General features: G+C 56.0%; 9 protein-coding genes. All 9 read right to left on the reverse strand.

Features of this window, described 5'->3' with window-relative positions:
* Nucleotides 1-487: 487 nt before the first annotated feature.
* A complete protein-coding gene (locus tag RTN40_RS15060; RefSeq protein ID WP_312229170.1) occupies nucleotides 488-4,888 on the reverse strand; it encodes a SpvB/TcaC N-terminal domain-containing protein in 4,401 nt (1,466 codons plus the stop codon).
* A 48-nt stretch (nucleotides 4,889-4,936) separates the two neighbouring features.
* Nucleotides 4,937-9,499, reverse strand: coding sequence for a neuraminidase-like domain-containing protein (locus tag RTN40_RS15065; protein WP_312229171.1), 4,563 nt, complete (start codon nucleotides 9,497-9,499; stop codon nucleotides 4,937-4,939).
* A 68-nt stretch (nucleotides 9,500-9,567) separates the two neighbouring features.
* Nucleotides 9,568-13,884 (reverse strand): Tc toxin subunit A, encoded by a 4,317-nt coding sequence (locus RTN40_RS15070; RefSeq protein WP_312229172.1) that lies wholly within the window; start codon nucleotides 13,882-13,884, stop codon nucleotides 9,568-9,570.
* Nucleotides 13,885-13,943: 59 nt separating this feature from the next.
* Entirely contained in the window at nucleotides 13,944-18,248 is a 4,305-nt protein-coding gene (locus RTN40_RS15075; RefSeq protein WP_312229173.1) for a Tc toxin subunit A, read from the reverse strand.
* Between the two features lie 459 nt (nucleotides 18,249-18,707).
* Entirely contained in the window at nucleotides 18,708-19,424 is a 717-nt protein-coding gene (locus RTN40_RS15080) for an ABC transporter ATP-binding protein (protein WP_312229174.1), read from the reverse strand.
* Nucleotides 19,421-20,296: an ATP-binding cassette domain-containing protein gene (locus RTN40_RS15085; RefSeq protein WP_312229175.1), complete on the reverse strand. Its 876-nt coding sequence runs from the start codon at nucleotides 20,294-20,296 to the stop codon at nucleotides 19,421-19,423. The genes RTN40_RS15080 and RTN40_RS15085 overlap by 4 nt, the downstream gene beginning before the upstream one ends.
* Complete coding sequence (gene livM / locus RTN40_RS15090) at nucleotides 20,293-21,579, reverse strand: high-affinity branched-chain amino acid ABC transporter permease LivM (protein WP_312229176.1); 1,287 nt, start codon at nucleotides 21,577-21,579, stop codon at nucleotides 20,293-20,295. The genes RTN40_RS15085 and livM overlap by 4 nt, the downstream gene beginning before the upstream one ends.
* Before the next feature lie 11 nt (nucleotides 21,580-21,590).
* Complete coding sequence (locus RTN40_RS15095) at nucleotides 21,591-22,505, reverse strand: ABC transporter permease subunit (RefSeq protein ID WP_312229177.1); 915 nt, start codon at nucleotides 22,503-22,505, stop codon at nucleotides 21,591-21,593.
* Nucleotides 22,506-22,534: 29 nt separating this feature from the next.
* The gene (locus RTN40_RS15100; RefSeq protein ID WP_312229178.1) at nucleotides 22,535-23,644 is read right to left on the reverse strand and encodes a branched-chain amino acid ABC transporter substrate-binding protein; all 1,110 of its coding nucleotides are present in this window, start codon (nucleotides 23,642-23,644) and stop codon (nucleotides 22,535-22,537) included.
* Between the last annotated feature and the right edge of the window lie 117 nt (nucleotides 23,645-23,761).

A 23,761-nucleotide genomic window follows, 5' to 3' on the forward strand; every position in this document is an offset into this window, starting at 1 on the left:
GAGGAGCCAAATTTAAAAAAGCCCGCTTTTTAGCGGGCTTTTTGCTTTTCAGCGGTTACTCTGTGCCACTGCTCATAGTTTGAGCGCTCGTATCACCGACCTGAATAGCGCGGCTGCTTTCGATACGCGTTGTCCCGTCAGCGTTTGATGATGTTCTGATAACCGAATGGTTTACCGCGCAGGAAGTTAGCAGAAAAAGCTGGAGTAATATTACTCGGGAGAGTCTATTTTTATTCATAATGATTCCTTTTATAAATTTCATATCAATATCAAATTATCTATAACGACACGTGCAATATTTTGCGATGCCAACGGCGTTGGCAGAGGCATTGTGATATTTCTCGTCTGTGGCAAACGCTTTATAATGATTACAATCATTAATTTTTAATAATGGATTTAACCTTTATTGCCCGTCATTTGCTAAAAACTGCTCTCTTTTCCTTTTAAATACTTATAAATTAAAGCCCGCTTAATAGCGGGCTTTTTCTTACTGATTAAGCACCTCAGGCAGACCCGCCGTATCGTTCTCATCCTCGGCTACCGTGAACCACGAATACCACGTATTTCGTCGCAGATAGCCTTTCGCGGTGACCGTACGGATATTACGCCCTAGCGCATCGTAGTAGAGGGTGTCGCTATAGCCCTGGGTGCGCAGAGAGGCATCGGTGACATACAGCCAGCTATCCAGAAAATAGGGCTGATAGCTGCGTACTACCTGACCTTTATTGTCATACTCTACGCGACCTGAGATCGCCCAGCGGGGGGCCGCGTCCACCTCAGCGGTATCAACCTCACCGTCCTCCGTCCGGTGCCAGGCTTTCCCGTCCGGCACCAGCGCACACTTCTGGAGAGCACGGCCAAAGCCGTCGCTGTAGCCCACGCTGATAGCCGTCTGCTGCAGCAGCTGAGTAGCGTCATCTGGATCGAGGGTATCAGGGTAGTTATCCGCCGCCAGAACTGCACTGTGTACCGGAATGCGGTCGCTCTCTGCCAACAGCATCGCCAGCGGATCGTCGGGATTCGCCTGCGTCCATCGGTGGCCCGCAGGACGGATATACCCGTCAAAGGTGATGAATCGGCGCTCCAGAAGCGATGACCAGCCCCCCGCTACCGCAGCTTCTGCCTCGCTTTCCGCAACGCTACCCATCCAGCTGAACATATCATTAACGCTAATGGTCGCCAGCTGCTGGAGATAGCCTGCGGTGGTGGCCTCATCAATGGCCTCCTGCACGCTCAACGCCGGATCGACGGCATAGTCAGACACCATGCCAAAACCGACCTGCTGCCCGCCGTTTTCGCTACCGTAGATACTGCCGCCTATAGCCTGCCCAAGGGCATCCAGCTGGACCTCCTGGATGTTGCCGTTGATATCGGTGGTTTGCCACGGCGTCAGAAAACGGTAGTCATAAGCTGCGCGGGTGCTGTTGCGGCTGTCGCTTTGCCCGATGATGCAAAGAGAGTAGTCGTCATACTGATAGCTCACTGCGGACACCAGCTTCGTTGACTGGCTGCTGTACGGCATATAAAACGGCAGATAGGTCCCGTTATCGTCGGTGAAACGGGTAAAGCTATGCTCCGTTCCCCAGAGCGGACTGTCTGCATCATCTGACATCGAGACGTAGCCGAGTTTGTCCCAGGCATACTCTGGCGGAATATCAATCCCGTCATAGGCCGCCAGCGCGGTGCTGTCCAGCACGGCGGTTAGCTGGTGATCCACCAGCGCCCGCAGATCCGGCGGCGTAACAACGTAAATCACCTCACTCTGCCCGGTCAGATAGCGCGTCTGGTCGTCGCCCAGCAGCCCATTCGGATCGCTTAACGCTTCGTAACTGATACCCCCAGCGGGCACGCTATCGTACACCAGCTGATTACCACGGCTGGTATCCGGCAGGCCCAGCCGCCAGGCTTGCGGATCGTCAAGATGGATCACGGAAGCGAGGCTCTCCGTCAGGCGCAGCTTCTGCTGCTGATCGTCATAGGTATTATCCCAGGCGTCGGCAGGCAGATTGACCGGGTAAGGTGATAGTGGATGAGATGCCCTGCGCGGATAGGCCACGCTCACCTGCTGTAGCGGTGTGCCATAGTCGTCACGCACCAGCGTTACCTGTTGTACGACGACAGGATCGTCTGCCCTCTGCTCATAGCCGCTGGCGATCTGCTCCAGGCCCAGCGGAAGCGCGATCGGCATCTCCCCTTCCTGAATCAGGCGCACCTGCATACGCTGTTGGGTACATGAGTAAGGTGCTGCGCTCTCTCCTTGCGTCCAGATCTCACTGCGCAGCAGCGCGCCTTTTAAGGCACGGTAGAGCCACCAGCGGGTATTGTCATCCGACGTATCCAGCACCTGGTCCCTGCCGTCTACATACTGCGTAAGCAGGGTTGAGTTGAGGATGATAGCCTCGCTGTCACCCTGCCACGGCTCACCGTAGAGCCGGGTCTCATCCTCCTCCCGGCCACAGTGGTACCAGGTTTTGGTCAATAGCGTTGCAGCCAGCGGGGTATCATCACCTGACGGCAGCGCGTCATCGTTAGTATCTTCGGCCTCTACATAGCCAAACCCGCGGAACTCACGCTCCCGGCCATCATAGACCCCCTGATAGTAGCGGCAGCTCTGACTAAGCTGGTTACCCGTAATCTCATCCAGGGTAAGGGTTTTCACCAGCAGCTGCATGGCGAAAGGCAGCGCGGGCACCGCCTGCGGATTATCTGCTTTTTCGTCCAGCCACGACTGGGCCGAGCTGCGATAGCAGAGCGTATGGCTGGCCCCAAGGTTATTATTTACGCCGTTGAGCAGGTTAGGCTTGGCGCCGTTAAAGGCGTAGCGCCAGTGGGTCGGCGTCAGATACGGAATGGAGAGCACCAGCTCCGCCATTCCGGTTCCCTGCACGTCGGCTACCGTCACCTGACACAGGCGATCGTAGAAGACATTTTCTGGCAGAAGTACCGGCTCGCCTACGATAAAACCGTTACCACCCTGGTTAAGCCAGATCTGTGCCCGGTCATGCTGCATATAGATGATGTCCGGTGCGCCAGAGCCGTCGGTATCTGCCAGCAGAACGTTTTCCGGATTAAAGGTACTCTCATCGAGACCGTCGATCGGCGGCAGATCCAGGCTAATCGGCACGCCGAAGCGGTCACGTCCCAGATTAGGCCAGCAGGTAACCTCATCATAACGGATACGGCAGAGATGCAACTGGCCAGAACCCAGCATATCGGCAAAGGCCACTAGCTCACGGGCGTTACGTCCGGGGATCGGCAGGGTAATACCCTCTCCTTGCGCAACGTCGAGGCCCACGCTGAAGCTCTCACCTTCGTTGGCATAGAAGCGTACCGATGACGGCCCAATCAGCGCCAGATCGGCCAGCCCGCTGCCCACCAGGGCGGCAAACTGCGCTTCAGGATGGAAAAACTCGGTAGGCAGCGCGCTAAAGGGGGTAAACCCGCTCCAGCTCTTATCCGGTCTCTGGGTAAAGAAACCCGCCATGCCAGGCTGGGCAACGACCCAGTCGAGCTGGCCGTCGCCGTTGATATCCATCAGCCGGGCGGCACCGTTTTGCATCGCCGGTACGCTGGGCAGCACCTGCCAGTCAGCATATGATACGCTGTCGCCGCCCTCCTCTCCACGCTGCGGCGCACGATAGCGCCACTCGTTGCCCGTGCGGCACAGCACTCCAGGCAGCCCCTCGCCGTAGAGATCCACCAGCGCGTAGGGCCAGCTCTCCAGCCCCGGCATTGCGGGCAGCTGCTCCCAGCCTGAACCGCTCTCGGCCTCGGGCTGGCTATACTGAAGCTCCAGCGGCGGCAGTGACTGCACGTAGCCATCGGCTTCGTAGGCCAGCATCCGGGCGCTGGTGAGCTGCGTCAGAACCGGATTTTCGGCATACTCCAGCAGCAGGCGAGAGACCAACGTATCCTGCTCTCCCAGCTCCTCCGGGAAGTGGTGGAACATCAGTACCTGGCGGCAGAGACGATGCACGCGGATCTCAAACCCGTAGTCGTAGCGGGAGTAAGGATCCTCGCGGGCTGGCCATGTTGCAGAGGCGGTAAACGCGGGCGGCGTCTGCGGATCGACACCGCGCTCGCCATAATCAAATACCAGGGTGAAGTACCAGTCTACACCAGGCTTATCGCGGCTCCAGAGATAGAGATCGCTGGCGGGATCGACATTACCATACTGCACCTGACTGAGGTAACGCATGGCGCTACAGTCGCGCCCGCTGGTCTCCGCGTTGTCGCTGTTTTCCGCCAGGTAGGAGTAGTAAACGTGCTCCCCGGTTGGGCTGACCGACTCCTCCAGCAGCCACTGCGCCGTATGCGCTGTGGCCTGCGGATCGCTGATGCGTGCCGCCGCAGTTTTCCCCAGCAGATGCAGGGAGCCGTCACTGCCGTGCAGCAGCCAGAAGTCGTCATCATCTGTATTGCCGAACCAGTACTCCAGACGATTAAACGCCCCTTCGGTACGCGGCTGGTAGCGGGTTACCGAGTAGGTTTGTGAAAATTTAACGTCGCCATAGGCCGAACAGGTTGTCGGATTTGGCTCGCTGGTGCTGCCGGCGGTTTTTACCAGCACCTCGCCATCTGGCCCTAAAAACGCATCCGCATCGCTGTACTGCGGCACGCCGTGGCTGGTGCGCCGGGCGATACGCATCGTCTCACAGAACCAGCCCACGCCGAATACGCTATTCCCACCGCCGCTGCTGTAGCTCAGCGACAGCCCAGGGGCAAAACCGCGTCCGGCGGTAATGGGCAGCGGCAGCGCCATGTTTGCCAGCCCGGTGGGGCCTGCCTGGCCCAGCGACTCACCCATACCCGTCAGCGCTCCGCCGCCTTTAGGCAAGGCAGGCGGCGTAACCGAGACCGCTGAAGAAAACGCATTTTGTTGTTGCATAACATTTCTCCTGAAACGGGCCGCCAGCAGACGGCCCGGTCGTTGCTCTTACAGCGTGTTGGTAACCGCCTGCTCAAAGGTGCTGCCGCCGTACAGCGCGGTGTAGTGCACCTGAATAATGACGTCATTCAGGGATTGCAGTACCGCCTGCTGCTGCGCGGAGGTGTAGTTCGGGAACTTCAGTTGCCAGTCAGAGATGGCCCCCGTGCCCTCAAACGGCAGGTAGCGCTCATCACCAAAGTTCAGCACGAACATGCCACTGTCGTTTATTCCCTGAGAGACGGCGATCTGCTGGCTGGCCCGCAGGTTAGTGATGATGTTGCTGGCGCTGCCCGTGCTGCTGTCGTTGAGGTAGTTGACGCCGTCAATATCCGCCTTCAGCAGCGTACGGCTGCCGGACTGGGTCAGGGTCATTTTTACGTCCTGATACGGTCCCACCAGCGCGGGCAGCGAGACGGTCACGAACTTGATCTGCCGCAGGTAGTAGCCAGGGTAGTCGTTATCGAACAGTGACTCGCTGAGCGAGAACTGGGTGATACCATTTTCGACCAGGCCAGCGAAGGCCTCGCTGTCGAGCTGCTTCAACGACACCGTTTTGGTCAGCTCCAGACGACGCTCGTTGCGCGACAGCCAGGCGGACTCCATCTGCTGCAGGTTGAGCGTCAGGGTCTCGCCCACCAGCAGGCCGTGATAGCTGTCGTTCCACGCTCCGGTCTGGATGAAGGTGGAGGTCATGTCCCCCATCTCATACTGCCAGCAGGCCTGGGCGCTCAGGCAGAGCGACAGCACCGCGTCGTAGGCCTGGTAGTAGAGCGCCGAGAGCTGCCCGGTCAGCCAGTTATAGAGTGACGACTGGGTGAAGCGGGTGGTCAGGAAGCTCAGGGTGGACTTCAGGTTATCCTGCTGCGCCTGGGCCAGCTGCAGGGAGGTCACCGCACCCTGGCGGCGCACCGCCAGCGCGTCGAGCTGGGCGTTAAGGGTGTCCACCTCCGACTGCGCCTGCTGGTACATAATCTGCCACTCCTCGCTGCGGCGGCGGTAGCTCTCGGAGATCTCCGTCTGCTGGGCGGCGAGACCGGTGATCTCCCCGGTCAGCTGCAGCACAATCCCGGCGGCCAGCGTCGGGGCGCCCACCTCCTCGCCACCGTCCGCCAGGCCGAAGATATTGGGAATGGTCTTCATCGCCATACCGGCGGTGATCAGCGGGGAAGCGGCGGTCATCGAGGCGGCAGAGCTGTCGCGCAGTACCATGGCGCTGGTCTCCCCGGCCGAGACGCCGGTGGTGTAGAGACCGAAGTAGTGATCGTAGCGCTGCTGGGCCATGCTGCGGCTGGCCTCCAGCACGGTTTTATCCTGGTCCAGGGCGTCGATGGCGTTCTGGCCGAGCGTCAGGGAGTAGGCCGAGATATCCAGCGCCAGCTGGGCATCCAGCTCCTGCAGCCCGGTCCCGTCCTTACGCTCGTAGTAGCTGAGCAGGGTCTGGCCGAACTGGCTCAGGGTGGAGACGGCGGCGCGGGCGCTCTGCAGCATGGTGGTGAAGCGGTACGGCGGAATGGTGGCCGTCATGCCGGAAGAGGCGCTGATAAGCGACCCGCCCTGCACGCTCTGCTCCATCAGCACCGTCGGGTTGACCGGCGGGGCATAGAGCGGCACGGTCATCGGCAGGCCGTCGATGGTCAGCTGGTGGCGCAGGTTGTAGAGGCGCGAGTCAAGGGTGTTCCAATAGCCCAGCAGCTGGCTGTTGACCGGAGCCATAAAGCTGTCGCGGGTGGTGACATCCGCCGCCACGCTGAGCTGCCCGGCGAAGGCCGGCAGCGCCGGGGCCTGCTGCTCGTAGCTCAGCAGGGCCACGTTGCTCTCTGCGCTCTCTGCCAGCTCTTCCAGCGTCTCTGGTGTCCAGTGGTTAACAATCAGAGAGTCCGGGCGGATACCCAGCAGGTCTTTCACCTGGCCGTACTGCAGCCGGGCCAGGCTCAGGCCGTCGTTAGTCAGCAGGCGGTAGCTGGCGTCAGCGGCGGCCATCAGGGTGCTGACGTAGGCCATGAAGACTGCTTTCCGGTAATGAACCGGGTAAGCGGAGGCCAGCGCGTCGGGGTCGGTGGTCAGCCAGACGGCAGAGGACTGGGTGGCGGACGAGGCACTCTCCACCAGCGGGCGCACGCTCCAGTAGTCGGGTTCGGGATACTGTTGATGTAGATCGCTGCTGTTATCGCGCCCGCGGGCGGCCGGATCAAAGATGTAGTTGTACCAGCTCAGGGCGTCGCTGTACTCCTCCTCCTGGCTCAGCCGCCACGCCACCAGGTAGGGCATATAGAAGAACAGCTCCCAGAAGTAGATGCCGTTTGCGCCGCTGAAGTCCATCGGGACGGCGGTATCGTCCGTAATGCCTGGCTCAAGCGTCAGCTGGGTGTCCCAGTTAAGCAGGGCCTGAATGCTGGCGCTGGCTTTATTGATTAACTCTTTGGCGAAAAGGGTGTTGAGACGGACAGAGGAGATGGCTGTACCATCACTGAACGTGCTGCCGTTAAAGTTAAGGTAAACTGCCGTTCCCAGCGTGTCATCAATGTTAATAGAAATATAAGGGGTGACCGGAACATCTGTAGCCCGAATTAAGTCCACAAGGTATTCCTGATTTATTGTGTTACCCAGCGCGTCCGTATAGCCGTATGAAACATAGCGAACAATTTCACCGCCAGTAATTTCACTGGAAGAAAAATCAGAAACATTAAAAGACCACCCCCCTCCGATACTTTCAAACTGGGACTGAGACTGACTGAACACAGCTGTACTGGCATTCCAGCTATTTGAGGAGGGACTGCTGAATACGTCAAATGTCCAAGGGGATGAAATACATGAATGAGTTCCACCAGTAAAATCGCAGTAGCAACCAAATGTGTCATTTACAATATCGTTAAACTCAAGACTTAAATTCGAAGAGAAAGCAGCAGATGTATCAAAGTAAAAATCCTCAATATTTACCGTGCCAACAACCATCTGATATGACTTAGAAAAATAACATCGATAAGCCGCACCACCCATTCCAGGATAAAATTGCGACCAGTTAACAAAATAAGAATCACTACCCACAGAACTAACTACAATCTTCACATTGTTAAAAGCGCAAGCTATTGGGGTATAATTAAACGTTACAGTAGCATCTATAGTAAATAATGAAGTACGTAAAGGTACATTAGCATACTCATAACTATCAAAACCTGTAGTACTGAATGTTTGAGGTATGTACCCATTAAGTGAAAAAGTGCCATCTGAGCTGTAAACTACTGAAAAATTGTCTTCCGACAATGCAGGAAGATTTCCTGCCCCAGAGAAATTATTATGACTGCTTTCGGCTTTCAGTTCTACACTTGCAATATCGTACATGCCAAGGGCATAAGCGGACTGAACACGCATCTGAGCTTTATTAGCCTCTGGAGCGCCTTTCTCACTTTCGCGTGTCATATAGAGGTACTGATATCGAGCCAATGCCGTAGGATCATCTCCGCTAGCTGCTGAGTCTATTAACTTAATCGAGAACCAGTAATCAATCTGAAGGGAAAAGTCACTATAGCCATTCAGTGAAGGTGAAGTCGCATCCTCATCCGCATCATACAGTGAAACATTGAGCACATCATCGGTTTTATCGTAGAGGCAGACGGTGCAGAGCGCATCTGAACTAAACAGCGCATTACAATACGAAGTATCATCTGGATTTTTTATTAAGGCTTCATTGGTGACAGACTGTAAATAATAAGGTGCTGACCAGGTATTACTGAAATCACAGTATGACGAGTAGGCGGTGATTTCATCATAGGGTTTTGCATCAGTACCCTCACCCACATTCCCGACTGTTGTACGCTCAAACCAAAACAGATAGAGACGGTTATTAAAATAGGTCAGTCGCGGGATACCCTGTAACGCCTCTTCGTTAATGGCGGTATTCATCGGATACCACTCTGACCAGGCGCTGCTGGACGCGACGTTATCCACGTTTTTACTCATATCAAACGAGCGCCAGTAGTACTGCACCGGCGACGTAGTGGATTTTCCCAGGAAATAGTAAGTTCCCGTCGTCTGATCGGTGCTATCAAGATACCCACTGACAATCGTCAGGTTCGCTACCTTTTCAAACTTGTTCAGGTAATTCATTACCGCCTGCTGCGCCGTGTCACTGTTGATGGTGTTCTGGTTCAGATCGGTAATCAAATCCTTAAAGTAGGCGGTCTGGCTCTGGCGCAGGGTCGGGTCAATATAGTTCTCAGGGTAGGTATCCAGCTCTACTTCTCCCGCCCAGATATCATACTGACTCAGTCCGTCTTTCCAGTTGGTAATATTGTCCTGATCCAGATACTGAGTCTGGTAGCCAGGCTCCATATTCATGATAATACCGTTAATGTACTGCTGAATGCTCGACATCGCCTGCGCCACGCGGGAGGTAGGCACTGCATTGCTGACCAGCGGGTCGATCAGCAGATACTCATAGACGTCTTCCGGGGTCTGAACCAGATTTACCAGGTCTTCATTACCGCTGGCAGGAATATACTGCCCCAGATAGTAGGACAGCAGGGCGTTGCGCTGACGTTCATTCAGTGATGCTGCGATATCAATACTCATAATTTTTAACCTTTAAATTGAGGAATAAGTGCGGCACAGCAATGTGTGCCGCAGAGTAAAAATTTGTACTACTGTTGCCCGGACTGCGCGGCAACCAGCGACTCGCCCGCCGACTGCCAGGCATCCCAGGTGTCAATGACGCTGCCAGGGGCCAGCTCTCCCGTCGCCAGCAGCGGCGTCACCGACAGCCCGGTTTCCACCGAGAGCTGTTGCAGGCGCATCACGTAGTCCACGTCCGCTGTGGTTTTGGCTATGGCATCAGGCAGTCCCGCCGTGGCATCCGCCACCTCGCTGCTCTCCCACGCCAGCAGCAGCGCCAGGGCTTCAGCAGCCTGGCTGGCATCCGGTGGCGTGGTGCCGTTTGCCCAGCTGAGGTAGGCCAGCACCCGGTCCTCCTCCCCGGCCGCCTTCAGCCAGTCGCCGTAGCGGCTGAACCGGTAGAGCAGCGTCAGGGTGAGCGCGGTGTCGGGTACCCCGAACCAGTCAGGGTGGGCAAGGAAGACACTGAGGGTGGCCGGTGTCAGGGTGAAGGCGGTGCTGATGCCCGCCCGCTGGCCGAGGGCAAAGAGTTTAGTGAGATACGAAGCAGGAACCTGGGACGGGTCGGTGAGCGCCGCGCCGTTGTTCATGGTCAGCGAGTCAGCGAGCAGACGGTACTCGCTGTCGCCTGCCCACTGAAGCAGGAAGGGCGGCAGGGACTGGGCGGTGCTGAACATCTGCGCCAGGGCGCTGTCAGCGACGCCGTTCTGCGCCTGGCGGGCCTGCCAGATGATGTTAGAGAGGCTGCTGATGGCCTGCTCCCGTTCTGCTTCTGAGGCAAAGATGATATGAGCGGCATCAATATCTGCACTGACCATGGTAACTATGGTGTCATAATCAGCAGCGACAGGTAGCACAAGACCGTCGTTGTCAATAAGATCAGATAGAAAGTCAGTATCCGCCACCAAAGTAGGTAATGTAGCAGGTAGAGTGAAAGTAGCAGGCATACCGGAAGCAACGATTGCTTTGATATTTTCTGCTGTCAGAACACTATCCCATACAGTTATATCATCGTAGCTAATATTGCCATGTGTACCGGTATTATTAAGTGCACCATTTTGACTCAAAGCCCAGTTGTTACCGCTCTCAGTCAAAATCGATCCTTTATAACTAAGAGGAATAGATGATGTAATGCTGCCGTCCTCAGAATATGCATATACCGTTACAGTTTGCTGGGTAACATCAGTAGCAATTGCCAGCCAGAACCATTTATCAATTTGCCAGCTTGTAGATGAACTATTCGAAATGACTGGGGAGTCAGGATCGTCTGACGCGACGCTAATTTGAAGATGATAGCTTGAACCAAGGCTTATAAAAATGCCTGGACTGGTACTTTGGTTATACGCAGATGCATTTGCAATTACTGGAAAATTAACCGACGCACCTGAGGTAACTTTTACCCACATCCCAATGGTATAGCTTGATGAGCCAGTAATAAGGGTATCTGCTGTATCTGTAAATACAGCATACTGGCCCTGAGTGGAGTCCAGCTCAATACCATGAGCTTTACCGAGTGGCGAATCAGCAGGGGTACTACCGCTATGGATATTCACACAGCTATTATATTCAGGCAGCGCCACGCTGCTGAAGCTCTGCTCGCTGAGCAGTGAGGCCGGCAGCTGCTGCCTGATGCCGTTGACGAAGTTTACCGTGGCAGAGGTCGCCACCAGCGCATCCGTTCCCGGCTGCAGCGCCAGCCAGCTCTTCACCCACGACAGTTTGTGCTCCGCCGCCCACCCTGCCGCCGCGTCCAGGGCCATCAGCAGGTCGAGGATATCCCCGCCCACCGGCTGACCGTTGGTCAGTGCCGCCAACTGCGGCACCCCCGCCAGCTTGCTCCAGGCTGCATCGCCCGAACCCGCCAGGCTCAGCAGCGCCGCCCCCTCAGCAAACGACAGCCCCAGCCAGCGCGGCACCATCACCAGCCGGTAGAGGGCTGAGACCACCGGCAGCGTCAGCGGGAAAGTCTTGTTTGTTGTATTGCCCTGCTCTGCTGCCACCCTGTCCGCCAGCACCCGGAACTGCGCCTGGGTGATCTCCAGCCCGGCGCAGATCTGGCGCACCGTGCGGGCGCTGTTCCCGGTCAGGCCGGTATAGCTGACGGTCTCCCCGGTAATGGCAAACGGCTCGTCAAACAGCGACGGGGAGTTAAACACCTGGTCCAGGAACGGCACTGCCGGTGAGATGGCGTAGGGGGTGATTGCATCCAGCACGGCAGCAAACTGGAAGGCAGTGACGCCGTACTTCTGCTGCCAGTGGCGGAAGACACCCAGCGCACGCAGGGTATGGGCGTTGAGAGAGTAGTCAGTGTTATCCGCTCCCTGGGCGCGGATGCAGGCGCTGAGCAGCAGGTCGGTCTCCTCATAGCTCAGCCCCAGCCAGCGCTGCAGGCGCACCATCCGGTTGATGCGGTCCATACGGGCGTTGGAGACTCCGGATAGCAAATTATGGGTCGATCCATCCAGAGCATAATAGTGATACATGCCTGAGTAACCCGCAGCAGGCTTATTGCTGGTAATGAATTTTTCAATTTCATCATCCGAAAGACCTCTATTCCATGATGTAATATCATCATAATCAATAATTGAGCGTCTTTCAGGATAGCTGTTATAGTAATTATTACCTTTATTGCCGTTAAAGCCCCAGCAATCTTGTGAAAGCGCAATATTATCCAACGCTGAAAAATCAATACTGCTTACGAAATTCATATTTTTGCCATCAGTACTTGCGCGCAAATATAACTTATCGCTGCCACTATAGCGTATAGCAAGAAACACCCAAACATCTGGAGTAAAGTTCACGTCTAAGGTCAGCGGATCGTTTTTACCATCACTGGCAGTAAGCTCCAGCGTATAAGCGCTACCATCATGCCTGGCAAACAGCGTAATACCTTTAGGTGAAAGCGCATAGTTAGACGTTTTATTTGTTATGACAACAGCCATATCTTTAACATCAGAAGAAATCTTACACCAAAAGGTAATTGTGAAATCTTTAAGTTCTGAACCATCCGTACTTATATTATCGGCAATATACATTTCAGCCGACTGGGTTGCATCGCACCGAAGCCCAGTATTAAACCTACCTTCAACCACAGTTATTCCATCACTGCTTAGCGATAATGGTACGGGGGTGCTTCCTGTGTCCTGTGGAATATGACTGGCATTATATCTAGTCATGTCCACTAAAGAGAGTATGCCCTCACCCTCGCCGTGATTAATAAAATCCGCTCCATAATAACTACTATCAATCACGTCACTAGTAGCGCCCGTATTCACCAGATCGTCATTTATATTTGGCGAGACAACGACGCTGGTGCTGCCTTCACCATTTCCCGCTACCAGCGCCTCCGCCTGAGGCACGGTAATACCCAGTTGGCGAGTAAACGTGTCGAGATTTTCAAACGGGGTATAGTCCGCCGTCTCCACACCGAGGTTCGTCTTATAGAAGGTCGTCAGGTCGGGAGCAATACTGTTATCCGGCTCGGTCACCAGCGTCTGCTGCTCCGGGGCCAGCCGGCTTGCCAGCTCGGTGCTGGTATTGCTGCGTGTACCCTGCCAGGAATCATTAAGAAACCACGGCCAGTCGGTGGCGGCCTGACCGATAATCTCTTCCAGCTGCACGTCAGCACTATGTAGTGAAAGTTCCACCTGATCGTGTGGGAAGTGGTACGGCAGAAGAGTGGGATAGCGGGTCCCGGCCAGCGTCTTGTCCACGCTCTGCTCTGCTGGCAGGCTGGTGGCAATATTGTTCTCAAGGATCTCGTTGACCAGCTGCAGCGCCGGGATCTGCTGGTTGACGGCATCATTATCTACCGTCAGGGTTGCCAGATCCGGACGGCGATCGGCCAGAGTGATCACCTGTTCTGCCGTACTGCTGGCCTGAATCTCTTCTTCGAAATTCAGGGCCTGCTTATAGAGCCAGGTCAGATAGCTGACCGGGGAATCGACGGCTTCCGGTGCGCCAGACTGGCAGTAGCTCTGCCAGTTCTCAGCAAACTGGTTTTGCCAGGTCGGGCCATCCTGGACCAGTCCCTGAATGTTACTACTGGCAGAGTCATTTCTTACCTTTTGGCCGCTTAAGGTCCGCCGTTGCACTTCCGTGCGGATTTGCCGGGTAAGCTGCTTTTCCCGGAACAGACGGCGGATATGCTGGGCCTGACCGATTGCCAGGTCCCATGCCCTGCCGCCGCGCAGGCCCAGCCACGACATATTGTCGGCAATAAACTGCTTGCGGGAGGTGTTTGCAATATCAAAGACAGAGCGGTAATTATTTTTGGCAAAGCTGCCGGGAGAGACTTTAAGGGCGCTCTCCACCTGCGTAAGCGCAGGGCTGACGGTAAGAGTCATAATAAAACTCCAGTTAAAAGTAGGGTTAACCAGGCACGGTTGCCCGTGCCAATTGTTGATTAATGCTGGGCGGCGACCAGCGACTCGCCCGCCGACTGCCAGGCATCCCAGGTGTCAATGACGCAGCCAAGGGCCAGCTCTCCCGTCGCCAGCAACGGTGTTACCGACAGCCCGGTCTTCGCCGAGAGCTGTTGCAGGCGCATCACGTAATCCACGTCGGTGACGGTTTTCGCTATGGCATCGGGCAGTGCCGCCGTGGCATCCGCCACCTCGCTGCTCTCCCACGCCAGCAGCAGTGCCAGGGCTTCAGCAGCCTGGCTGGCATCCGGTGGCGTGGTGCCGTTGACCCAGCTGAGGTAAGCCAGCACCCGGTCCTCCTCCCCGGCCACCTTCAGCCAGTCGCCGTAGCGGCTGAACCGGTAGAGCAGCGCCAGGCTGAGCGCGGTGTCGGGTACCCCGAACCAGTCAGGGTGGGCAAGGAAGACACTGAGGGTGGCCGGTGTCAGGGTGAAGGCGGTGCTGATGCCCGCCCGCTGGCCGAGGGCAAAGAGTTCAGTGAGATACGAAGCAGGAACCTGGGACGGGTCGGTGAGCGCCGCGCCGCCGTTCATTGCCAGCGAGTCAGCGAGCAGGCGATACTCGCTGTCGCCTGCCCAGTTCAGCAGGAAGGGCGGCAGGGACTGGGCGGTGCCGAGCATCTGCGCCAGGGCGCTGTCGGCGACGCCATTCTGCGTCTGGCGGGCCTGCCAGATGATGCCGGAGAGGCTGCTGATAGCCTGCTCTTTATCTGCATCGGAGGCAAAGACGATCCCGGCGCGGGTGATGTCGGCATCCACCATCGCTGTAATGGTGCTGTAGTCCGTTGCAGCTTCCTGTACCAGACCATTGCCGTCCACCAGATCCGGGAACACGGCCAGCCAGCCGCTGGCCGTTGAACCGGCAGGCAACGGGACTGAGGTAAAACTCTGCTCGCTGAGCAGTGAGGCCGGCAGCTGCTGCCTGATGCCGTTGACGAAGTTTACCGTGGCAGAGGTCGCCACCAGCGCATCCGTTCCCGGCTGCAGCGCCAGCCAGCTCTTCACCCACGACAGTTTGTGCTCCGCCGCCCAGTCCGCCGCCGCGTCCAGGGCCATCAGCAGGTCGAGAATATCCCCGCCCGCCGGCTGTCCGTTGGTCAGCACTGCCAGCTGCGGCACCCCCGCCAGCGTGGTCCAGGCCTTGTCATCCTCACCCGTCAGGCTCAGCAGCGCCGCCCCGTCAGCAAAGGACAGCCCCAGCCAGCGTGGCACCATCACCAGCCGGTAGAAGGCCGAGACCACCGGCAGCGTCAGCGGGGAAGTTTTATCTGCTGTATTGCCCTGCTCTGCCGCCACCCTGTCCGCCAGCACCCGGAACTGCGCCTGGGTGATGTCCAGTCCGGCGCATATCTGCCGCACCGTGCGGGCGCTGTCGCCGGTGATGTCGGTGTAGCTGACGGTCTCGCCGGTGATGGCAAACGGCTCGTCAAACAGCGACGGGGAGTTGAACACCTGGTCGAAAAACGGTACCGCCGGCGAGATGGCGTAGGGGGTAATCTGGTCCAGCACCGCAGCAAACTGGAAGGCGGTGACGCCGTATTTCTGCTGCCAGTGGCGGAAGACGCCGAGGGCACGCAGGGTGTGGGCATTCAGGGAAAAGTCTGTATTGTCCGCCCCCTGGGCGCGGATGCAGGCGCTGAGCAGCAGGTCGGTCTCCTCGTAGCTCAGCCCCAGCCAGCGTTGCAGGCGCACCATCCGGTTGATACGGTCCATACGGGCATCAGAGAGATTACTCAAGGAGGAGGTAAACGAATTAAAATCAATATTAATTACATAATCAGAAAGTTGCGCGATCTGCGCAACAGACACTGTAGATTTGAGTATTATATTAATATCATCCGCAGTCAGGCATCGTTCCCAGACGGCGATACCATCATAGCTTATTGCCCCCTCACTGGAAGGGTTAGCCTGATAGTAGGCATCGTCTGAATTTCCATTGAACCAGAACTTACCGTCATCAGAACCTAGTGTAGTAAAGTTGGATACATCAAAACCCACGCCCCAATTCTCCTCCCCCTGGTCTCCTCGATAAAAGGTTAAATTTTTATCGGCAGCAGAGTATGCCAGAGCAACATAATTCCATGAATCGAAGGCAATACCACCTAAACTATAACTATTATCCTGACTTGTTTTGCCATCTGAAAGGTTAATAAGTACATTCTTTCCATTATAGTTATTTACTGATAGAGAGATTCCTTTATTACGTATTGATCCACCTTCAATATTACCAGCAAGTAAAGCGTCGAAAGGTATATTAGAGTTAACCTTAAACCAAAACGCCAGCGTAACGTCCTTAGTCATATCACTAAAAATACCGCCATCTAAATAAGCCCCTTGTTTTTTCCTTGAATCGAGCTTTATTCCTTGCCCAAAAACACCGTCAATTATATCTCCCCCTTTTGGCAGAGAGAGATATCCCGAGCGTTTACTTTCATAAGAAATAGCAACAGATGGCCGAACATTTTCATTGATAAATGACGCACCATAGGCGTAACTGCCGGCTAAATTTGAATCCATTGAATAGTAATATTGGACAGGCATACTTAGCTGTGAAGAGAGGCCCAGTAATGGTATATCTGCGCTGAGAATTTTTCTGAAATCTTCTTCGGACAATGTCCCAGCAAAAATACCTATATCGTCATATAAACAGTTCACAAGCGTGTTAGGTTCAGGGTGTTTTTTATAATAACTCACATCGCCTGAGTCGTTCAGCACCCAAGTAAAACCCTCTGCGGTTGTGATATCACCTGTCAGCGTTGAGGCATCGACTTCAATAGTACTGACCGCGCTCTCCCCTTCTGCCTGATAATAGACCGTGGCCTTTTTATTAGTGCTGTCCCAGGTCAGGCAGACCAGATACCACTGACCATAGGAAATCGTTGTCTCAGAGCCGTCTTTTTTCTTCTTCGCATTATCTACTCCGGTTTTAGTGGAATCTGTAACCGCAAGCAAAAAGTCGCCGCTATTCACGCATAATCTTATTCCCTGATTCCCGTTATCCATGAGACAGTTACAAATGATGGGCATCTGATTGTCAGTTGGCTTCGCTGAAACGTTAATCCACATGCTGACAGAAAAAGGGTTATCCCCATTCAGCAGCGTAGCCGCTCCCGTGCCAGCAATAAATTTTGCATAACTGTCTTCACGGTTGTACAGAGACAACGCGTTACCAAAGCGGCCATAAGCAACTTCCGCTCCGGTAAACGCCAGATCGCCATAAACAAACGCGGCTATATTTGGCGAAATAACCACGCCGGTGCTGCCTTCACCGTTCCCCGCCACCAGCGCCTCCACCTGCGGCACGGTAATACCCAACTGATAGATAAAGGTGTCGAGATTTTCAAACGGGGTATAGTTCGCCGTCTCCACACCGAGGTTCGTCTTATAGAAGGTCGTCAGATCGGGAGCGGTACTGTTATCCGGCTCGGTCACCAGCGTCTGCTGCTCCGGGGCCAGGCGGCTTGCCAGCCCGGTGCTGGTATTGCTGCGTGTGCCCTGCCAGGAATCATTAAGAAACCACGGCCAGTCGGTGGCGGTCTGGCCGATAATCTCTTCCAGCGGCACGTCAGCGTTAAGCAGGGAGAGTTCCACCTGATCGTGAGGGAAGTGGTACGGCAGAAGAGTGGGATAGCGGGTCCCGGCCAGCGTTTCGTCCACGCTCTGCTCTGCTGGCAGGCTGGTGGCAATATTGTTCTCAAGGATCTCGTTGACCAGCTGCAGCGCCGGGATCTGCTGGTTGACGGCATCGTTATCCACCGTCAGAGTCGCCAGATCCGGGCGGCGATCGGCCAGAGTAAGCACCTGATCGGCCGTGCTGCTGGCCTGAATCTGCTCTTCATAATTCAGAGCCTGCTTGTAGAGCCAGGTCAGATAGCTGACCGGGGAATCGACGGCTTCCGGTGCGCCGGACTGACAGTAGGCCTGCCAGTTCTCAGCAAACTGATTCTGCCAGGTCGGGCCATCCTGAACCAGCCCCTGGATGTTACCTGAAGAGGTATTGCCTGCTGCCTGCTGACCGCTGAGGGTTTGCGGTAAACTCTGGCGAATTTGCTGGGTAAGCTGCTTTTCCCGGAACAGACGACGGATATGCTGAGCCTGGCCGATTGCCAGGTCCCATGCCCTGCCGCCGCGCAGGCCCAGCCATGACATGTTGGCAGCAATAAACTGCTTACGGGACGTACGGGCAACGTCAAAGACTGAGCGGTAATTATTTTTGGCAAAGCTGCCAGAAGAGACTTTTAGCGCCGCTTCCACCTGAGCAAGCGCAGGGCTGACAGAGAGAGTCATAATATGTAGCTCCAGTGTGTGTTCTGTATAGATGAAGAAGAGATGATTTGCTTGATGAGGATCATCTCATAACAATAAACCGTGTTTTTCATACAATCATTGCCATAAACCAACGAGCTAAACTCAGTTTTCACCATATATAAAAAGATGCAACTCACCCTAAGTGAGCATATTTTTTTACGAATAAAAACAGGAACTTAAATGGCATTTATTTTTTATTCATCGACACCCAAAAATAGGTTTACCGGGAAGAAGACTAGCTTGAAGGGTTAAAAATAATGAGCGCTATATAAATTTAATATTACATACATCCGTTTCTAAAATGCACATCATTGTATTTATTTTCATGCAGTATATCGTTACTGTTTTAATTTTTTGAATATATAATTTTTGTTTGATAATAAGAATTAACGCTTATGCAAGGAAATTGTCTTTTAAGAGACAGGCAGGGAGAGGGAATTAAACTCCCCCCAGGTAGGCTTTTCGAACGTCGGGATCCGCCAGCAGTTGCGCGCCGCTACCGCTGAGACGGATCTCACCGTTGACCATTACATAAGCGCGATCGGAGAGCTTCAGGGCATGGTTAGCATTCTGCTCCACCAGGAATAGCGTCATTCCCCCTCGGGTCAGCTCGCGCAGGATGCCGAAAATCTGCTTTACCACCAGCGGAGCTAACCCGAGGCTGGGTTCATCCAGCAGCAGCAGCCGGGGACGACTCATTAGCGCCCGGGCGATGGCGAGCATCTGTTGCTCACCGCCGGAGAGCGTCATCGCCCGCTGGCTGCGCCGCTCTTCCAACAGAGGGAAGATCTGATACATCCGCGCTTTATCCTCTCTCTGGTAGCGATCGCCAATGGGGATGGTGCCCATGAGTAAATTCTCCTCCACCGTCATGTCCGGAAAGATGCGCCGCCCTTCCGGGGCTTGGGCGATACCATTGCTGGCAATAAAGTGGGTAGACTTGCGGCTAATATCTTCACCCCGATAGCGTATCTCGCCGCTGGCGATGCGCGGCTGACCAAAGACCGACATTAGCAGCGTCGATTTTCCCGCACCGTTCGCACCAATCAGCGAGACGGTTTCCCCCTCGTTTATCGTCAGTGATACGCCTTTCAGGGCCTGGATCGGGCCATAGAAGACATCAACCCGGCGAAACTCAAGTAGCGGCTCGCTCATCGATCTATCGCCTCTTCATCGGTACCAAGATAAGCTGCAATTACGCTGGCGTTGGCCTGGATCGCCGTTGGCGTTCCGCGAGCGATAACGTTGCCGTGGTCGAGAACAATCACCCAGTCGGCGATCGCCATCACCATTCCCATATCGTGCTCGATCAGCAACACCGTCACCCCGTGTTGCTGACGGAGGGTACGAACAATCCGGCTTAAAGCATGCGTCTCCACTGGGTTCAGCCCCGCCGCCGGTTCATCCAGGCAGATCATCTCCGGCCCGGTGCACATGGCGCGGGCGATCTCCAGCCGGCGCTGTTGCCCATAGGAGAGCGTTCCGGCTAGCCGGTTGGCACACTCCACCATCTCTACCACCTCCAGCCAGTAAAAAGCCCGATCCAGGGCCTGGCTCTCCGCCCGACGGTAGTCAGGGGTATTGAAGATCCCCGCGATGAGATTGCGGTTGGCCTGCATGTGCTGGGCTACCATCAGGTTTTCCACTACCGACATCTCGCGAAACAGGCGGATGTTCTGGAAAGTGCGCGCCAGTCCGGCGCGGTTAACGAGATGGGTACCGCCAAACATCTTGTACCAGAGGCGGGTGCTTAAACGTTGCGGATGGAGAAAATCACCCGGCAGCAGCTTCTGCCCCAGCACCTGCACAATGTCGGTTGTTCGCGCTCGCGTCTGCAGCAGAATCGATCCACCTGACGCCTGATAAAAGCCGGTCAGGCAATTGAAAACAGTGGTTTTTCCCGCACCGTTGGGACCGATGAGCGCGGTGATTGAGCCACGCTCTACCTCCAGGCTAACGTCGTTAAGGGCCTTGATACCGCCGAAGTGCATCATCAGGTTTTCCACGCGGAGGATGGCGTCGCTCATGGCGCTACGCCTTTACGCACGGCAAACCCGGTTCGGCTGGTACGCACCAGCCCACGCGGCCGCCAGATCATCATCAACACCATCAGCACGCCGAATAGCAGCACGCGATACTCGGCGAAGTCCCGCAGCAGCTCCGGGGCGACGGTGAGAATAAACGCTGCCAGCACCACCCCAAGCGTCGATCCCATTCCACCCAGCACGACGATGGCCAGAATGAGCGCCGACTCAAAAAAGGTAAACGAGGTAGGGTTTACGAATCCCTGGTAGGTGGCAAAAAAGACGCCTGCAATCCCGGCGGTGGAGGCGCCCAGCATAAACGCCGACAGCTTGACCAGGACGTGATTTAAGCCGAGCGAGCGACAGGCTACCTCATCCTCCCGCAGCGCCTCCCAGGCTCGGCCAATAGGCATGGTGGTGAGCCGGTGCTTGATAAACAGCACGAATACCACCACCAGAACCAGAACCGCGTAGATAAAGATAAACTTAAGATTAGGGTTATAGGTAATGCCAAAAAATTCATGAAAGGGAACGCCGCCGTCTCTTGCCCGACGGCCAAACTCCAGGCCTAAAAAGGTCGGTGCAGGCACCGAGATGCCATTCGGCCCGCCGGTAAAGCTCACCCAGTTATTGAGCACCAGACGGATAATCTCCCCAAAGCCGAGGGTGACAATCGCCAGATAGTCGCCGTGCATCCGCAGCACCGGGAAGCCCAGCAGCGCGCCGGCCAGCGCGGCAATAACTGCTCCCAGAGGGAGCATGACCCAGAAGCCCAGGCCGAGGTACTGATACCCCAGCGCCAGGCCATAGGCTCCGATAGCGTAAAAGGCGACGTAACCGAGATCCAGCAGCCCGGCCAGCCCCACCACGATGTTGAGTCCCAGCCCGAGCAGGACGTAGATCAGCCCAAGGATCGCCACGGTCAGCAGATATTTACTGGCCACAAAGGGAAAGAGCATCGCCAGCACCAGCAGCAACGGCACTACCCAGCGCAAAGGAGAAATATGATCTACCGGGCGGACAAACACACCGTCGTTGGCGCTCTCAAAGCGGCGGGTAAAGTTGCGTCCGCGCGTCGTTTGCAGCGCCAGACTTAGCAGAAAGCGTCCGGCCATAACGATAGCCATCAGCAGCGCGACGCGTCCCGGGGCCAGGTTGAAGCTGTAGCCCTTAAGCACCACGCCGACGATCGGCCCAAATACGATCAGCGCGCACAGCCCGGCAAGCAGGGTATCCCGCAGGCACCGCTTGAGATCCAGCCGGGACTTTAGTGTCTCATCCGCCATGCTCGCGCCCCTCATACCTTCGCCACCACCGGGCGGCCCAGCAGCCCCTGTGGGCGGAATATCAGGATGGCAACCAGCAGCGCAAAGGAGAAGACGTCCTTATAGTCAGAGTTGACCATCCCGGCGAACTGCGCTTCGGCGACGCCCAGCAGCAATCCCCCCAGCATTGCGCCGGGCAGCGAGCCGATGCCGCCCAGCACGGCGGCGGTAAACGCTTTAATGCCAATGATAAAGCCGATATAGAAATCAAAGGTGCCGTAGTTCATGGTCACCAGCACGCCAGCCAGCCCTGCCATGGCCGCGCCAATGACAAATACCAGCGAGATAACCCGGTCGGTATTGATACCGAGGATCGACGCCATGCGCCGATCCTGCTGTGTAGCGCGGCAGATGCGTCCCAGCCGGGTAAACTGGATCACCCACGTAAGCAGCAACATCCCCGCCAGCGCCGCCAGCAGAATGAAGATCTTGGTCCAGGTGATCTGGACGATGCCGTCGCCAACGTCCACGCGCAGCACGCCGCTTATCAGGGTCGGGATCCCCTGCTGGTTTGGCCCCTGGCTGATCTGCACGTAGTTTTGCAGGATCAGCGACATGCCAATCGCCGAGATCAGCGGGGCAAGGCGCGTAGAGTTACGCAGGGGCCGATAGGCGATGCGCTCGATCGTCCAGCCGTAGACGCCAGTGACGACCACGGTGAAGATCAGCGTGCCAAAGATCAGCAGTGGGAAGGAGTGGAGGCCAAACCACGACAGCAGCCCGAGGCCAATGGCGCAGAGGTAGGCCGAGATCATATAGACCTCGCCATGGGCAAAGTTGATCATGCCGATGATGCCGTACACCATGGTGTAACCGATGGCGATCAGGCCATACACCGCCCCCAGCGTCAGGCCATTGATAAGCTGCTGCAAGAAGAATGCATCCATAGTGAACGCCCTCGCCCCGGTAGGTGGGATTACAGCTGGTGATATTTGCCTTTATCGTCCCACTGGTAGACAACGTAGTCAGAGACCTTCAGATCGCCCTTTCCGTCCCAGGCTTTCGGTCCCATTACCGTATCCACGCTGTTTGACTTCAGCCAGGCACTGGCTTTCTCGTTATCTTTGCCGACGGCGTTATAGGCGGCGGCGATAGCCTGAATGGAGGCGTAGGCGTAGAGGGTATAGCCTTCCGGCTCAAAGCCGCCGGTGCGGAACTTTTCAATCACCGCTTTTCCCGCCGGGATAGTGCGCGGATCCTGGCCGAAGGTCATCAGTACCCCGTTGGTGAACTGCGGCCCACCTGCTGCCGTTACCAGCTCCTCAGTGACCACGCAGTCGCCGGAGAAGAATTTTGCCTCGACTCCCTGCTCGCGCATCTGGCGTACAAGTGGCCCGGCTTCGGGATGACAGCCGCCAAAATAGACCACGTCAGGTTTCAGCGCGCCAACTTTGGTCACCAGCGCGTTGAAATCTTTTTCACCCCGGGATAGCCCCTCGTAGAGAACCTCTTTGGTACCGCGCTTCGCCAGCGCCGCACGCATCGCATCCGCCAGCCCCTGGCCATAGGTGTCCTTGTCATGGATCACGGCGACTTTTTTCGCCTTCAGCACGTCCAGGATGTAGTTTGCCGCCACCACCCCCTGTTGGTCGTCGCGACCGCACATGCGAAACATACTCTGCATGCCCCGCTCGGTAATTTGTGGGTTGGTAGAGCCGGGAGTGATAGTCAGCACGCCCGCTTCGTCATACACCTCGGACGAGGGCATGGTTGAGGAGGAGCAGAAGTGGCCTACCACCGCAGAGACCTTCTCTTCGTCCACCAGCCGATTGGCGACTGCCACCGCCTGCTTGGGTTCGCAAGCGTCATCCCCCTGTACCAGGACGATCTTCTCGCCCTTGATGCCGCCCGCGGCATTGATATCTGCCGCTGCCTGGGTTGCCCCCTTCCAGTACTGCGCCCCGTAAGTGGCGTTGGGTCCGGTAAACGGCCCGGCCACGCCGATGGTGATATCCGCCTGCGCATAAAACGCAGCACCTAAGCAGCTCAGCAGAGCAAGCGGTAACGTAAGCGTTTTGATAGACATGTGTTAATCCTCAGCACGGTTCAGAACCCGACGCCAGCGGCGTGGAAGAGGTCGCCATCACATGGCTGGCTGGGCTACGCGGTGTCCGGACCGTCCAGAATCTTAAACATAGCTGCG

The sequence above is a fragment of the Pseudescherichia sp. genome, assembly GCF_031987975.1.
Taxonomy (GTDB): Bacteria; Pseudomonadota; Gammaproteobacteria; order Enterobacterales; family Enterobacteriaceae; genus Pseudescherichia.